Below are 15555 nucleotides of genomic sequence, written 5' to 3' on the forward strand. Positions count from 1 at the left end.
CCCTCCAATTGTTCTTTCGCTGAATGATTTAAATTCAGTTTACCTTAAACAAGGAATGGACAACAGCGCCGCGGGTTGGAAATGAGCCTCGGTCCCGGGACCGAGGGGCTCCCATTTCTATCCAGTCACAGCGGACATAAAAGAGGCTGTCCCTTTTAGTAGATTCCTACCTCGGGGACAGCCTCGCGCTTCTTTATTGTTGATTTTGTTGTCCGGCAGTCGGGTTAGTTACGGCATTACGGGAAGCTTTTGCTTTTTGGGCAACCGTAGCCATTGATTCTTCAGCGAACTCTTCATTGTACTTCTCGTTTGGTGTTTTATAACCAGGAGAAGCCGCTTTATTTTTTTGATTTGGCATGAGATTCACCTCCCTTTGCATAACACGCACTCACGTACGTTTTCCGGCAGCGAGCTGTACGCTTTACCGCCTTACCTATTATGCTTCCGGGCAGGTTCAAATATGCGAATAATCAAATCGCCTGATCCCATACATTTTCAGGAATTTCTTTGCTGACTTCCATCGCTTTACCCAGCTTGCTTAGCATCGCTTCCGTCAGCTTGCCGTCCCCTTTCCGGATCACCTGGACCTCCACTTCCTTCTTGCCCCATTCCTTAAAGACCTGCTTGGTCGTCGCAAAATAAAGGTCGATCTTGTTGCCTTTAATCGCGGAACCCTTGTCCGCCACAACCCCGTAACCGTAGCCCGGGATATAAAGAATGGTGCCGAGCGGAAAAACTTTCAGGTCCGCGGCGATCGTCGAGACGGTATCTTTGTCCCGGCGCACCTTTACACCGGAATAAGTAATTCCGTATTGCGGATGGCTCGGATGCTTCCCGGTGGATTCATAGCCGGCCGTATAACCTGTTGCCATAACTTTTACCGTTTTTGCGGTTTTTCTGGCTGCCTTGGGTTCATCCTGCTTTGTTGATTGTTTCTGAACGAACAGACTCCCCCGGGAATGGGGCAAGCCAGAACGTTCAAGTATCCGGAGATGAAGCTGATATTCCCGGAGCAAATAATGTTCATATTGAATCGTGGCTGTTTGCACAGCTTTGGCATAAGTTTTGCTATCAGCGGCTAATCCTTGGCTGAAGAGAACCAAAACTAAAATTATGACTGTGGTCCTCCGCCACAATATAAATCGGCGCATATGAAAACCTCCCCCTTATTTCGAAGGGTTTCCACATGCGCCGCAGTTTATACATATTTCTGAGTTATCAAACCGAAAAGGATTAATCTTAAACTCGTTATATCTTGTGGTTGCGAATTTCGTCTTGGAGAAGAGCGAGTACCTCTTCCACCGATTTTGCGCCCAAATCGCCTTCCCCGCGCTTGCGGATCGACACGCTGCCGCTGTTCTGCTCATTCTCGCCGACGACGAACATATAAGGGATTTTTTCAAGCTGGGCTTCGCGGATTTTATAGCCGAGCTTTTCGTTGCGCAAGTCGCTCTCCGTCCGGATTCCTCCGGCCCGCAGCTTGTCTTCCACCTTGCGTGCATACTCTTCGAAAGCGCCCGATACCGGGATGACCTTCGCTTGAATCGGGGACAGCCACAGCGGCAGATTCCCGGCGAAGTTCTCCAGCAGGAACGCGGAGAACCGCTCCATCGTTCCCAGAATCCCGCGATGCAGCACGACCGGACGGTGCTTCTGACCATCGTCGCCGACGTACTCGAGCTCGAAGCGCTCCGGCAGCAGGAAGTCGATTTGTACGGTGGAAAGGGTCTCTTCTTTGCCGAGCGCCGTCTTGACCTGCACGTCCAGCTTAGGACCATAGAACGCGGCCTCGCCTTCCGCCTCGAAGAACGGCAGCCCCGCTTCCTCCACGACTTCGCGGAGCATGCCCTGCGCCGTGTTCCACATCTCGTCGTTCGGGAAGTATTTCTCCGTATCCTGCGGATCCCGGTAAGACAAGCGGAAACGGTATTCCTCGATGCCGAAATCGCGGTACACCTGGCTGATCAAATCCAGCACCCGCTTGAACTCATCCTTGATTTGGTCCAGACGGCAGAAAATATGGGCATCGTTCAGCGTCATGGAACGAACGCGGTGCAGGCCGGTCAATGCGCCCGACATTTCGTAACGGTGCTGCATGCCGAGTTCGGCGATCCGGATCGGCAGATCGCGGTAGCTGCGCAGGTCGCTTTTGTACACCATCATGTGGTGAGGACAGTTCATCGGACGAAGGACAAATTCCTCAACATCAATTGCCATCACCGGGAACATGTCTTCCTGGTAGTGCTCCCAGTGGCCCGACGTTTTGTAAAGGTCCACGTTGCCGAGCACAGGAGTGTACACATGCTGATACCCCAGACGTTCCTCGATATCGACGATGTAACGCTCCAGCGTACGGCGCAGCGTAGCGCCTTTGGGCAGCCAGATCGGCAGCCCTTGTCCGACCAGATTGTTGAAGGTGAAGATGTTCAACTCTTTTCCCAGCTTACGGTGGTCGCGTTTCTTCGCTTCCTCCAGCATAAGCAGATGGTGATCCAGCTCGGCCTTTTTGACGAATGCCGTACCGTAAATCCGCTGCAGCATTTTGTTGTTGCTGTTTCCGCGCCAGTAAGCGCCAGCTACGCTCAACAGCTTAAACACCTTGATTTTGCCGGTGGAAGGAACATGCGGTCCGCGGCAAAGATCAAAAAACTCGCCTTGGTCATAGATCGAAATAACGCTGTCCTCCGGCAAATCGCGGATCAATTCCAACTTGTACGGATCGCCCAGCTCGGTAAAAATCGCCACCGCTTCTTCACGGCCGACCTCGCGGCGGGTAATCGGCAGATTCTCCCCGATAATCCGCTCCATTTCCTTCTCGATCTTCTGCAGATCTTCGGGATTCAGCGGATGCTCCAGATCCATATCGTAATAGAAGCCGTCTTCGATCACCGGTCCGATACCGAGTTTAACTTCCTTACCGCCAAACAGCCGTTTGACCGCCTGCGCCATCAAGTGCGCCGTACTGTGGCGCATAATCTCCAGCCCATCCTTGGAATCGAGCGTGATGATTTCCACCTTAGCCCCGTTGTTCAGTTTGGTGTTCAGGTCTACCGCCTTGCCGTCGATTTTGCCGGCCACAGCGTTTTTGCGCAGGCCGCTGCTGATCGAAGCCGCCACATCCTCCAGCGTGCTTCCTTCCGCATATTCCCGGACGGAACCGTCCGGGAGCGATATTTGGATTGCCATACCATTTCCTCCTTGATCAAAATATGTGCTTGGGCAACAAAAAAAGCCCGTCCCGGAAAGGGACGAGCGTTCATTTACCCGTGGTTCCACCCTTATTCAGCCATCTGCATCTGATCAAAAATGGCCCTTAATAAGCATTTTGTAACGGAAATGACCCGGTGATTCCTAATGCTGCCGCAAAAAACGGCAGGTTCAAAACCACAGCTGCAAAGGGGTAAACCAAAACCGGAGCACAAGGGAATTTCAGCCGGGTTCCCTCTCTCTGGATATGTCCTTTTGTTTCGGCTCATGTCTTTGTCAACGCTATTGTGGTAATTCTTGATATGCAAAAACAGTCACATTAATCATGTGTAATTATAAGCCTTCCCCCTTGGAATCGTCAAGAACCCGATGTTCCCTGGTCCCGCGGCCTGGATTCCTTGCGAAGTGAACGGCAGTGGACGCATTGAAGACAGAGCTGCACCCGATCTCCGAAAATCCGGGAAATCGTGGCTATAATCTGGGCGTCCGGATGAGAGGTGTGAATGTGAATCCGCTGCGGGGACAAAGAGATTAAAGCGCTGACCACCATATCTTCCATCTCCATCTCCTGGTCCGCCATTTGCGCGATAACGTAGCCGACGGAGGGGGGCGTAATTTTGGCAAACTGCTCATTATAAATGCCGAACTCTTGCCCTTCCTTATGAATGAGATGAATGAGCGGAGTTAACGGCTCCTGAAAGTGAACAAAATATTGCAAAAGGTGGATAAACTCCTCATACTGCTGATCCAACAGATATTCTTCCATCGCCAGGTCCACCATTTCGCGCAGCTTGTCTTTGTAGCCTCTTAAGCGGAACTCGATAAAACCATCGATATCCAGATAATGCGCTTCTTCCAGGTAAAAAGTAAGGGCCCTCCGAATTTCATTCGTTCGGTGCCGTTTCGCCGCCCGATCCCCCTCCTCTTCGCCCGATAGCATTCTGGCGCAAAGTTCCATCACCGCCGCTTCCTCCTCGCGGGAGGAGAATCGATACAGCTTGGAGGCGATATCGCCGGCCAGTTCCGCTTCCTTGACTTCCACAATAAAACGGGAGATACCCCGGGCGAGATCGTCTTTAATTTGACACCGCAGTTCGTCCGTAGCCCGTTCTCCCTTCCCGGTGGCCGACAACACCATACGCATACCGGGTTCATCAGGGGGATAATAAGTCTTGATCCGGGCAGTCCCTTTATGTACCGCGCTCTCCTCATCGCAAATATAGTTCAGAAACCGTCGTTTCTGTTCTAAACTTCGGGTGGCCATGTGCAGCGAAAAAAAATCCATAAGTCCTCCCCCTTTCGTATCCTTCACAAAGTATATGGTGGGAAGGATACGGATATACAGGGGCGGACTTATGGAAAGATAGCCAAAGCTGCCAAAAGAAACAGCCTTTAATTCTGCATGATAAAATCGCGCTCGATGCTGGAATTTTGATCGAATACGCGCAAAATGTCGTACTTCGTATTCCGTTGGGCCGGCGTCTTCCCTGCGGAACGGATAATCGACAGAATCGACTCGATGTTCACCTTATGGGTCGCTCCCGCCGAGGAAACGACATTCTCCTCGATCATCGTACTGCCGAAATCATTGCAGCCGTACTGCAGCGACAGCTTCCCGACCTCAGGCCCCATCGTGACCCAGGAAGACTGCAGGTTCTTGATGTTATCCAGCACGATCCGGCTGATCGCCACCGTTTTCAGATAGGATTCCGGCGTTTGCCGCTCGGCCTTCAAATTCGTATTGTCCGGTTGGAACGTCCACGGGATAAAGGCCAGGAAGCCTTCGGATGGATATCCGTTTTGAATGCACTCGTCCTGAGCTTCACGGACACGCAGCAGGTGAAGGGCACGTTCTTCCATCGATTCGCCGAAACCGATCACCATCGTCGCCGTCGTATTCATCCCGATCTTATGAGCTGTCTGCATTACGTCCATCCAGTCCCGCCAGGAGCCTTTCAGGCGGCTGATTTTGCGCCGGGTGCGGTCGTCCAGGATTTCCGCTCCCCCGCCGGGCAGGGAATCCAGGCCGGCGGTATGGATTTCACGCAGTACTTCTTCCAGCGACAAGCCTTCCGACACTTCTTTCATTTTCATGATTTCCGCAGGAGAGAAGGAATGCATCGTGATATCCGGGAACCGTTCCTTGATCGCGCGAAGCAGATTGGTATAATAGCTGAACGGAAGATTCGGGTTCGTTCCGCCCTGCATCAGAATTTCGGTGCCGCCGACATCGATCGTTTCCTGAATTTTCTGGAAAATCGCTTCATCCGGCAAAACATAACCTTCCTCCGAACCCGGACGGCGATAAAACGCGCAAAACCGGCAGTACACATCGCAAACATTGGTGTAGTTTACGTTCCGCCCGATGACGAAGGTGGTAATGGGATCGGGATGCTTCCGCTCCATCAGGATGTTTGCGGCATGGCCTATTTTCTCTACTTCCTCCGACTCAAATAGTGCGATCGTATCTTCAAGATCCAGACGCTCGCCTTGTAGCGCCTTGTCTAAAATAGGGTTGATTGCAGTCATGATCACTGCCTCCTTAAAACTATAAATGCAAACCAAATTGCTGAAAATTTAAGATGATAGTTCAATCGTAACACAATCCGGGCAGAAAAACAGCACTCGATCTTGTACCCTTCCGCCATTTCGGGCGTTTCCCGGGTTGACAACACATGCAGAAATGGATATATTCACCACTATATTTACCACTTTAAATCCATGTGTTATGTGAAAATAAACGAAAACCGTCGGAGACACTTGCGTTCTCCGACGGTTTTCGTCATGTAAGGCCGCGGTCTAAAATCAGCTGTTCCGCAGGGCCTCATCCAAATCGGCGATCAGATCATCTATGTCTTCGAGGCCGACGGAGAAGCGGAGCAACCCGTCGGTAATTCCCCGTTCGAGCCGGACTTCCGGCGGCATGGACGCATGGGACATCATGGCAGGGTAAGAGAGAATGCTTTCGACGGCCCCGAGACTGACGGCGACGAGCGGGAGCTTTACCTGGCTAAGCACCCGTTTGGCCCGCTCGCCGGAACCCACATCGAAGGAAACGACAGCGCCGTATCCGGCGGACTGCTTTTCCTGGACCTCCCGGCCGGGATGATTCGGCAGGCCGGGGTAATATACGGCCGAGATATCTTGACGGCCGTCAAGCCAGTCCGCCAGCTTGCGGGCGCTGATTTCGCTATGCGCCATCCTTGCGCCCAGCGTTTTCATCCCCCGCATCAGCAGCCAGGACTCCTGGGCGCCAAGCACAGTGCCGAGGCCGTTCTGCACAAATTTCAGGCGGCTGGCCAACGCTTCGTCCCGGGCTACGGCCAGACCGGCCAGCACGTCGCTGTGTCCGCCGAGGAATTTGGTCGCACTGTGCAGCACGATGTCGACGGAAAGCTCGATCGGACGCTGATAGTACGGCGTCATAAATGTATTGTCCACGATGCTGATCAAATCGTGCTTCCGGGCCCATTCGGCCACCGCTCCGATATCGGTGATTTTCAGCGTAGGATTTGACGGCGTTTCCATGTATACTGCCTTCGTATTGGGCTGCAGCGCGGCCTTGACCGCATCCAGGTCCGTCATATCGACGAAGGTCGTCTCGATGTTCATCCGGCTTAAAATCTGGGTAAGCAGCCGGTATGTCCCCCCGTAAACATCCTCCGTCACGATGAGGTGGTCGCCGGCCGAAAACAGCATGAACGTCGAGGAAATGGCCGCCATTCCACTGGCGTAGGCAAAGCCGCCAACCCCGCCTTCCAGAACTGCGATATACTCCTCCAACGCCTGGCGGGTCGGATTACCCGACCGGCTGTAATCATGCGTCGGCGGATTAAAAATATCATGGTGGTGGAAGGTCGAAGCCTGGTAAATCGGCACGCTGGAGGCTCCGGTCGCCGAATCCACTTCGCTGCCGAAATGGATCAGCCGCGTATCGAATTTGTGAGGCCGCTTTTCTTCCCGGTTCCGCTCATTCATTTTGCGCCCCCCTCTTCCACTTCGCGGCGGGCCGCTTCCAAAGCCCGGCCCAGATCCTCGATCAAATCCGCAGGGTGCTCGATTCCGACCGAGAAGCGGAGCAGCCGGTCGTCCACCCCGACGGCATCGCGGATTTCCGCCGGAATATCGGCATGCGTCTGAACGGCCGGATAGGTCATCAGCGATTCCACACCGCCCAGGCTCTCGGCAAAAGCGATGAGCTCGAGGTTCCGCAATACCGGCTCCACGTAACGGGCATCGCTTACCTTAAAGGAGAAGATGCCCGTATTTCCGCTGGACTGCCGCTTCTGGATGTCATAGCCCGGATGATCGGGCAGACCGGGATGATACACCTCGGCGATTTGCGGATGCTGCAGCAAATACTCGGCGATAGCCAGCGCATTGCTCTCGTGGCGTTCCATCCGCAGTGCCAAGGTCTTCATGCCGCGCATAAGCTGATAGGAGTCGGAGGGGCTGAGCACCGCCCCGATCGAATTATGCAGAAAGGCGACTTCCTGGGAGAGTTCTTCGCCTTTGGTTACAATCAGTCCGGCCAGCACATCGTTATGGCCGCCCAGGTACTTCGTCGCGCTGTGTACAACGATGTCCGCGCCCAGTTCCAGCGGGCGTTGAAAATAAGGGGTCAACAGCGTATTGTCCACCACCGTAAGCAGCCCATGGCGCTTGGCCCACAGGCCCACGGCTTCAAGATCGGTCACCATCATCAGCGGGTTGGTCGGCGTCTCGATGAAAACGGCTTTGGTGTTCGGTTTTCGCACGCTTTCCAAGGCGTCCAGATCATTCGTATCGACATAGGAGGATGTAATTCCGAACCGGGAAAGGATCCGCTCAAGCAGCCGGTAAGTTCCGCCGTACAAGTCCAGTGATACGATCAGATGATCCCCTTGCGAGAACAGGCTGAACACCGTCTGCAGCGCCGCCATGCCCGAACTGCAGGCGAAGCCGGCATCTCCGCTTTCCAGCGCGGCCGCGGCCTCTTCCAACACGGTCCGCGTCGGGCTTTTGGTCCGCGAATAGTCAAACCCGGTACTCTGCCCCAGGCGGGGATGACGGAAGGCGGTCGCCTGATAGATCGGATAAGTGACCGCTCCCGTAACCGGCTCCTCGGTCGACCCGATCTGAGCCAGTCTGCTGTCCAAATGCCATTCTTTATTTTTTGCCACTGCGTACCCCTCCACTAATCAAATATGGTATATAAGTTCAGCCATTTCATCGATATCATACGGTGTTTCCTGATACACATAGTAGTTCAGCCAGTTGGAGAATAATAAGTTGGCATGCGCTTTCCAAGTCGATCTGGGGGTTTTGGCGGGATCATTGTTCGGATAATAGTTCACCGGGAGATCGATATCCAGCCCTTTGGCGGCGTCGCGATCGTACTCCCATTTCAGGGAACCCGCGTCATACTCCGAGTGACCGGTCACAAAAATTTGTTTTCCGTCCCGTGAAGCCACGAGATAAATCCCGGCTTCCTCCGATTCGGCGAGAATCTCCAACTCCGGCGAGCGCTCGATATCCTCTCTGGATACGTCCGTATGGCGGGAATGCGGAACCTGGAACACTTCATCAAATCCGCGCATTAACTTAACACGAGGATAGTTGACAGAATGGGAGAAGACACCGAAGCATTTTTGCTCGAGCGGAATTTTACGGACTCCGTAATGATAATATAAGCCGGCTTGGGAAGCCCAACAAATATGCATGGTCGAAGTCACGTGCGTCTTGCTCCATTCGAAAATTTCCTTCAATTCCTCCCAATAGTTGACTTCTTCAAAATCCAGTTGTTCGACAGGAGCGCCCGTCACGATCATTCCGTCAAACCGGCGGCTCTTGATCTCGTCAAAGGTTTTGTAGAACATCTCCAAATGCTCCGCTGAAGTGTTCTTCGAGATATGGGAGCGGGGGTGAAGCAGTACGATTTCTACCTGAAGGGGTGTGTTGCTGAGCAGACGCAAAATTTGCGATTCCGTCGTTTCCTTGGTCGGCATCAGGTTCAAAATGGCAATTCTGAGGGGCCGAATGTCCTGCTGGTAGGCCCGGCTCTCATCCATCACAAAAATATTCTCGTTCGCAAGCACTTCCTTGGCCGGCAGATGATCCGGTACTTTAATCGGCATTACATTCCAACTCCTTTTTACTTTAGATTTTGCGGGTTATTCGGGTGAAAGCGGGCAATAACAAGAAAAAGACCTCTCTCCAAAGAGAAAGGTCATCATTTATTCCTGAATGCGCCTCTCTCATCTCTCAGAAACCTAAGTGCATCACATCATGCTCTTTAAGCTCTGCAAGAATTAGCACCGTGCGACGTATCGCCGGTTGCCGGGTATCATCGGGCCAGTCCCTCCACCTACTCTTGATAAGAAAATCGTCTCAATATTCTGTTTTTAAAATTCAAATTGAAACAGGTTGATTTCATTATACATGAATTCTCTTTTTTAACAAGCTGTGCGTCAATTTTTATCCACAACTTTTTGGCTTGAAACAATTCAATCCCCGGCGTTATACTAGACAAGTGCTTAAGAGGCACCCCATAAACCCATAGTAAAGAGGTGAATCCGAGAAATGGAAGGCGACCCGAGTCCGCAGCGCATGGACCTGAAGAAACAACCGCATAGGAAACCGATCAGCAGGCGCCGCGTGGAGAGTAACGGGCACTTTCTTTTCCCGGTGTTTTCATAAAACGCCTTTTTTCGGCGTTCGCCGTGCTGATCCCTTTCCTGTGCTCACAAAAAATGAGCATATCCCGGCTGCCTAAGCCGGAAAAGGGAGTGATTGGTATGAAAATCCGTCATGTGGTGGCCGGTGTATTTAAACCGGTCGAAGACGTGGAACTCACGACAACCCCGCCTGAGGAAGGCTTCTACTGGATCGACGCGGACGTTGAGGACCTGGAGCTGCTTCAGCCGCTGTTCTCGCTGCATGATCTTGCCGTTGAGGACTGCCTGTCCGAGGAGGAGCAGCGTCCGAAAATCGAAACTTACGACAACCATTACTTTATTGTAGTTAACAGCATCCGTTATGATGACGAGGAAATCTTTCTGCGGGCGCTGAACATCTTTCTGGGAAGACACTACATCATCACCGTGACCAAGCAGAAAATCAACGAACTCCGGGCCGTCAAGCCGATTCTCTGGGAACAGGAAGTCAGCGAGCCCGACCGTTTTCTTTATTTTCTTATCGACCTCGTGGTCGACAACTACTTCTCTGTCGGCGACCGGATCGAAGTCAAGATCGAAAAGCTGGAAGAGGATATTTTGATGCACACCAAACGTTCGCACCTGAACGAGATCATCGGTTTGCGAAGCGAGATTTTGTGGTTGAAGAAAATGCTTGGCCCTCAAAAAGAAGTCATCAATATTTTAAATAAAAAAGATTTGCGCCTGATCGACGATCAATTGCAAAAATATTTTAGCGATATATACGAAAATGCAGTTAAAATTTCCGAAAACTTCGATACTTTTCGGGAATTGATCGGGAACTTGCGAGAAGCTTATCAGGCGGCGATCGCCAACCGGGCCAATGAAATCATGCGCGTATTTACCGCCATCACGACGATTTTCATCCCGCTGACCCTGATTACCGGTATATACGGGATGAATTTCAAACACATGCCAGAAATCGATTGGAAATACGGTTACTATGTTGTCCTGGGCGTCATGGTCGTCCTGGGTGCCGGAATGTTCTACTTGTTCCGCAAACGGGACTGGATATAATACGAACCTGTTTATAATATACAGCGCCTTTTCTCCGCCTCACCCTCCTTTCGGGTTGGATGGAGAAAAGGCGTTGTTTTGTTTTTGAAAGTTAACCGGCTTTCTGCGCGTTATCCTTATGCCGACGGTAGGAGAGACGCAGCAGACGGATGCGCTCATAGAGCTGATCCAGGTTCGCCGCATCGATCGTCTCCTGATCGTAGGCCCGCTGCAATACGGGCTTGAGAAAACCGTCCCCCAGTTCCTCAAACGCCTGCCAGACCGCGTTTTTCTCTTCCGCCGGCATGTCTTTCAGCTCCAACTGAACCAAGGCCTCGGTCGTGTATCCATCTTTCTCGAATTGCTCTAGCAATTCGACGGCATCCCTCCGTTCAAGCCCCGTCCGCTCGCAGACCCCTCCCAAATTTTGGCCTTGGGCCATGGCCTCCAGAGCCTGGCGCCGCAGGCTGAACTTCTCCATCTCCATGCGGAATTTGACTTCCTTCTGCTTATACATCCAGGAACGGAAGGTGTCTTCGTCGATGACCCGTTCAACCCAATCGAGCGGAAACTCTCCCGGCCGCTCTCCGTCCTGCGCCCCGGTTAAGGCAAGCAGTTCGGGTCCGTATTCGGCCGCCTTGTTCTCCCCGACGCCGGGCAACTGAAGCAGTTCGTCCGTTGTCCGCGGCCGGAATACGCTGATCAGGCGGAGCAGCCGGTTGCTGGCGATGAGATAGGGAGCCTTCCGCTCTGCGGAGGCTTTCTTCCGCCGCCAGCCGCACAGTTCATTGTACAGCGGTTCGTTCTCATGAAGCTCGCTGTAACAAATCAGCCTCTGTGCGGCCATGCCCCTTCCGTGAAACTCCTCCCTCTCATCCCATATCCCTTCGATCACCGGACGGAAGCCTTCGCCCAGCTTTATAACCAGCCTGTGCCGATAAATATGGAGCATTTCCGACCAGGAGCCGCCTTCGTACCAAATCGTCTCACTCTCCCCCTCTCCCGTCGATTCGTTCCAGCCTATCCTCCAAATCCCATCCTCTTCGCCGATCCACACCTGGGCATCGCCGGCGGTTACTCCGCTCTCCTTCTTCTCCAGGCTGTTCAGAAAAACAATCCGCATCCCTTCTAACCTCCTTCGACTGTCAGCAACGACAGGCGTTTCCATCCATTCCCAAAACGCAAAAAGCACCTCTCCTGAATGATTCAAGAGAGGTGCTTCCTCAAGTCGTATACTGTTATTCCTAATGATACCATTTTTTCGGAGATTGTCAATCCGGATTATTTTGACCCCCCTTCATTTCCACGAGCGACCGATTATCCGCTATAATGACAGAAGACAACTCGTTTCTTAGGAGGCCATGCTATGACCGTATCGAATCAGGATTTGGACTTTTTATCCGACAGCACGGAAAGCACATCGACCCGTTTTGTCACTTTTATCGGTAATTCCTTAAAACGCTTTGACCTGGCGATTACCACGACTAACCGTTTTTACGGCAAGAAACTTGTCACCGATCTCCAGAACGGAAAGACCGCAATCTTAGGCACCGACGACCTGGAGGAAGAAGGGTACCTGGAGCATGTTTTCGCGCTAAATGAAGAAGAGGGCGGCGAACTGCGCAGCTTTTTGTACCAGGTTGTCGGAGACGCTTATTTCACCGATTAGACCCGGGTGGTTATTCCTTTCGTTCTGCCCGCGGGCCAAAGCACGCCAGCAGCAGGAATGAAATCAGTACCATCCATCCCGCCCAAGCCCAGGCTGACGCGGTATCGCCGGATTCCACGGCCATGTAAATGGCCGTCGGCAGCGTCTGCGTTCTTCCCGGGATGTTGCCGGCCAGCATTAGGGTCGCTCCAAATTCGCCAAGGGCTCGGGTAAAGGACAGCACAAATGCTGTCGTCAGGGAACGTCCGGCAAGCGGGATTGCGACCCGCAGCAATAGCTGGAGCTCGGAGGCTCCCAGCGACCGGCCGGCGGCCAACAGGTCCCGATCGATGGAGGCAAAGCCGGCCTTGGCCGACTGATACGCCAACGGGAACGCGACGACGGCGGCGGCCAAGACGGCCGCTCCCCAGGTAAACACGATCGGCAAGCCGGATAGCGCTTCGAACCACCGGCCGATAAAGCTTCTGCGTCCGAAGGCCATAAGCAGCAGGAACCCGACTACGGTAGGCGGGAGCACCATGGGAAGCATAAAGACCGTTTCAAGCACGATTTTCCCGCGAAATTTCTTTCCTGTCATGATCCAGGCCAGATATCCGGCAAGCAAGAAGGCGAGCGTCCCCGCCAGCAAGGACACTTTGAGGGACAGGACGACAGGAGACCAGAAAGAAGCGGGGTTCATGGCCGCTTACTCCGGAACCGTGAACCCATGGTCCATAAACACTTGACGCGCCTCCCGGGTTTGTAAAAATTGCAGGAATTGGCCGGCTTCCTCTTGGAATTCGGAGGCGGTCACGACACCTGCCGGATAAAGAATAGGTGCATGGCTTTTTTCGTCGACGACAAGCCCGGTTTTGATGTTCGGGGATCCTTTCGCATCGCTCTCATAAACGAACCCGGCGTCCACATTCCCGGATTCCACATAGGTCAGCACCTGGGTGACATCTTTGGCGAATACCATTTTGGGAGAAAGAGATTCCCATAGTCCGTTGTGCTCCAAAGCTTCACGGGTATATGCCCCCGCGGGGACCACCTCGGGCTCTCCAAGCGCGATCGTCCCGAAATTCGCGTTCTTCAAATCCGCCAAGGAGGCAAGCTTGCCCGAAGCGTCGGCGGGCAGAACCAAAACGAGTCGGTTGCAGAGCAGGTCCATTTTGCTCTCGGGCTTGATAAGCCCTTTGTCGATCAGGGCGTTCATCTGTTTTTGGCCTGCCGATAGAAACAGATCCACGGGTGCCCCCTGCTCGATCTGTTTTTGCAGGGAACCCGAAGCTCCGAAATTCATAGTTAGGCGAATATTCCGGTGTTCTTTTTCGAAGAGCGGCGCAATCTCTTCCAGACTCCCTTTCAAACTGGCCGCCGCCGAAACGGTGAGCGTCACGTTCTCTTTTGTTTCGGAGCTTGCCGCCGCCTGTTGTATGGCCGCTTGTTGGGTCGGTGTTCCGCAGGAGGTAATAACACCGGTGATAAGCAGCAAAATAAAAACGAGGGTTCCCGCGCGGAAACGGGAATCAAGGAATCGCAGCATATATGTATGCCTCCCATAGTATTAGTTAAATATATTCTATTCTATTTTGTTATATTTGAATATAACCAGTTATAATTAGACATAAAATCGTCAATTGGAGGTCTCCGGATGAGCGAGATTTCATATACAGCCGAGGAAGTTGCCAAGCTGTTAAAAGTATCGAAGTTAACGGTGTACGACCTGATCAAAAAGGGCAGCCTGCCCGCGTACCGTGTCGGGAAACAAATGCGTATCGATGCGGATGATTTGGAGCAGTACAAAAGAATAGCCAAAGGCGGGGCTCTCCATCCCGCGCCTCAAAGCGAGACGTTACTGTCTGGCGGCAGCCTTCCGCCGCAGCCGGCGGCGGCTGAGAAAAGACGCCAGTCCACGGACGTTTCGCGGGTTCCGGGCACCCTGGTCATCACCGGGCAGGATCTGAGCCTCGATTTACTGGCCAAGCATCTTGAACGCGCCAATCCGGAACTGCGTCCGCTCCGCTCCCATGACGGAAGTCTCGACGGGCTGATCTCCATGTATCAAGGGAACAGCGACATCGTCAGCACGCATCTGCTGGATGGGGACACGGGGGAATACAATCTGCCATACATCAACAAAATTCTTACCGGCCATTCTTATCTTGTGATCAACCTGCTGCTTCGCCAGGCGGGACTCTATGTACGCCGCGGGAACCCTAAGCAGTTGAAAACCTGGAGCGATCTCGGACGCAAAGGCATCAGACTGATCAACCGCGAAATCGGTTCCGGGGCCCGGGTGCTCCTGGACGAGCAACTGCGTCTGCACGGCATCTCCCGCACCGGAATCGACGGGTATGGGGAGGTAGAAACGAGCCATTTGGCGGTCGCCGGCAAGGTTGCGGCAGGGCAGGCCGATGTCGGCGTCGGCATCGAAAACGCCGTGTCCCTGATCGCCGAGGTCGATTTTATCCCCTTGATTCAGGAAAGATACGACCTCGTTGTTCTCAAAAAGAAGGAAACGGCTCCTTGGATCGACCGGTTCCTTGAAACCGTCAAATCACCCGAGTTCCGTCAAGAGCTGGCCTCCATTCAAGGATACGATTTGTCTTTAAGCGGACAGGTTTTGTACGATAGTGAAGTTTGATAACTCACACACTAGAAGTGCACCGCCGTCAAATTAAAGAGGGTTCCTCACGCCGATCGCCCTTGACCGCTTCCCTTTGAAGCCGGGCAGGTGAATAAGAGCCTTAAGCGCCTTAAGCGGCGCTATTTTGTCGAATTTGGCTCCTTCGTACGGAATAGCGGAGTTTTTGGTCCTTATTTTGGGAAAATGAGGGTCGAAACCAGATTTTGGGCTCCACTTTAGGGAAATAAGGCCTTTTTGAACCGCTATTATCACCCAAGAGCCGAATCGGACCGAAATAGCGCCGCAAAAGGCCGCTAACGCAGTGAACGGCCGGAGAATTTGCGGGCACCGGACACCACAAAAAAACAGCGATTCCCCCG

14 protein-coding genes and 1 riboswitch are annotated in these 15555 nt (G+C 53.0%); of the genes, 3 read left to right on the top strand and 11 right to left on the bottom strand.

What is annotated here, in order from left to right; translation table 11 throughout:
- Nucleotides 1-193 precede the first annotated feature (193 nt).
- The 8 genes from V4U84_RS06905 to metA all read right to left on the bottom strand — a co-directional run bounded on the left by V4U84_RS06905 (nucleotide 194) and on the right by metA (nucleotide 9323).
- Nucleotides 194-358: a hypothetical protein gene (locus V4U84_RS06905; RefSeq protein WP_170287030.1), complete on the bottom strand. Its 165-nt coding sequence runs from the start codon at nucleotides 356-358 to the stop codon at nucleotides 194-196.
- A gap of 112 nt (nucleotides 359-470) precedes the next feature.
- Nucleotides 471-1151: a 3D domain-containing protein gene (locus tag V4U84_RS06910; protein ID WP_334076968.1), complete on the bottom strand. Its 681-nt coding sequence runs from the start codon at nucleotides 1149-1151 to the stop codon at nucleotides 471-473.
- A 97-nt stretch (nucleotides 1152-1248) separates the two neighbouring features.
- Nucleotides 1249-3186, bottom strand: a complete 1938-nt coding sequence (thrS, locus tag V4U84_RS06915; RefSeq protein WP_334073840.1) for a threonine--tRNA ligase — start codon at nucleotides 3184-3186, stop codon at nucleotides 1249-1251.
- A 379-nt stretch (nucleotides 3187-3565) separates the two neighbouring features.
- A complete protein-coding gene (locus V4U84_RS06920; protein ID WP_334073839.1) occupies nucleotides 3566-4492 on the bottom strand; it encodes a putative sporulation protein YtxC in 927 nt (308 codons plus the stop codon).
- Nucleotides 4493-4599: 107 nt separating this feature from the next.
- Nucleotides 4600-5736 (bottom strand): cyclic dehypoxanthinyl futalosine synthase, encoded by a 1137-nt coding sequence (gene mqnC / locus V4U84_RS06925; RefSeq protein ID WP_334073838.1) that lies wholly within the window; start codon nucleotides 5734-5736, stop codon nucleotides 4600-4602.
- Between the two features lie 276 nt (nucleotides 5737-6012).
- Entirely contained in the window at nucleotides 6013-7185 is a 1173-nt protein-coding gene (locus tag V4U84_RS06930; RefSeq protein ID WP_334073837.1) for a trans-sulfuration enzyme family protein, read from the bottom strand.
- Entirely contained in the window at nucleotides 7182-8369 is a 1188-nt protein-coding gene (locus tag V4U84_RS06935) for a PLP-dependent transferase (RefSeq protein ID WP_334073836.1), read from the bottom strand. Before V4U84_RS06935 ends, V4U84_RS06930 begins: the two co-directional genes overlap by 4 nt.
- A gap of 18 nt (nucleotides 8370-8387) precedes the next feature.
- The gene (metA, locus tag V4U84_RS06940) at nucleotides 8388-9323 is read right to left on the bottom strand and encodes a homoserine O-acetyltransferase MetA (protein WP_334073835.1); all 936 of its coding nucleotides are present in this window, start codon (nucleotides 9321-9323) and stop codon (nucleotides 8388-8390) included.
- A 117-nt stretch (nucleotides 9324-9440) separates the two neighbouring features.
- Nucleotides 9441-9569: riboswitch (SAM riboswitch) on the bottom strand.
- Nucleotides 9570-9983: 414 nt separating this feature from the next.
- Between metA and corA the strand changes: the two genes are divergently transcribed.
- Entirely contained in the window at nucleotides 9984-10919 is a 936-nt protein-coding gene (gene corA / locus V4U84_RS06945; protein ID WP_334073834.1) for a magnesium/cobalt transporter CorA, read from the top strand.
- A gap of 91 nt (nucleotides 10920-11010) precedes the next feature.
- Here corA and V4U84_RS06950 read toward each other — a convergent pair whose 3' ends face one another.
- Nucleotides 11011-12021, bottom strand: coding sequence for an HRDC domain-containing protein (locus V4U84_RS06950; protein ID WP_334073833.1), 1011 nt, complete (start codon nucleotides 12019-12021; stop codon nucleotides 11011-11013).
- A 243-nt stretch (nucleotides 12022-12264) separates the two neighbouring features.
- Here V4U84_RS06950 and V4U84_RS06955 point away from each other — a divergent pair, with 243 nt between their 5' ends.
- The gene (locus tag V4U84_RS06955; protein WP_334073832.1) at nucleotides 12265-12567 is read left to right on the top strand and encodes a DUF3055 domain-containing protein; all 303 of its coding nucleotides are present in this window, start codon (nucleotides 12265-12267) and stop codon (nucleotides 12565-12567) included.
- A 10-nt stretch (nucleotides 12568-12577) separates the two neighbouring features.
- Here the strand turns inward: V4U84_RS06955 and modB are convergent, their stop codons facing one another.
- Complete coding sequence (gene modB / locus V4U84_RS06960) at nucleotides 12578-13246, bottom strand: molybdate ABC transporter permease subunit (protein WP_334073831.1); 669 nt, start codon at nucleotides 13244-13246, stop codon at nucleotides 12578-12580.
- A gap of 6 nt (nucleotides 13247-13252) precedes the next feature.
- Nucleotides 13253-14092, bottom strand: coding sequence for a molybdate ABC transporter substrate-binding protein (modA, locus tag V4U84_RS06965; RefSeq protein ID WP_334073830.1), 840 nt, complete (start codon nucleotides 14090-14092; stop codon nucleotides 13253-13255).
- A gap of 108 nt (nucleotides 14093-14200) precedes the next feature.
- Between modA and V4U84_RS06970 the strand changes: the two genes are divergently transcribed.
- On the top strand, nucleotides 14201-15193 hold the full coding sequence (locus V4U84_RS06970) for a helix-turn-helix transcriptional regulator (RefSeq protein ID WP_334073829.1): 993 nt from the start codon (nucleotides 14201-14203) through the stop codon (nucleotides 15191-15193).
- Nucleotides 15194-15555: the final 362 nt, after the last annotated feature.

This window comes from Paenibacillus sanfengchensis, assembly GCF_036864765.1.
Lineage (GTDB): Bacteria > Bacillota > Bacilli > Paenibacillales > Paenibacillaceae > Fontibacillus > Fontibacillus sanfengchensis.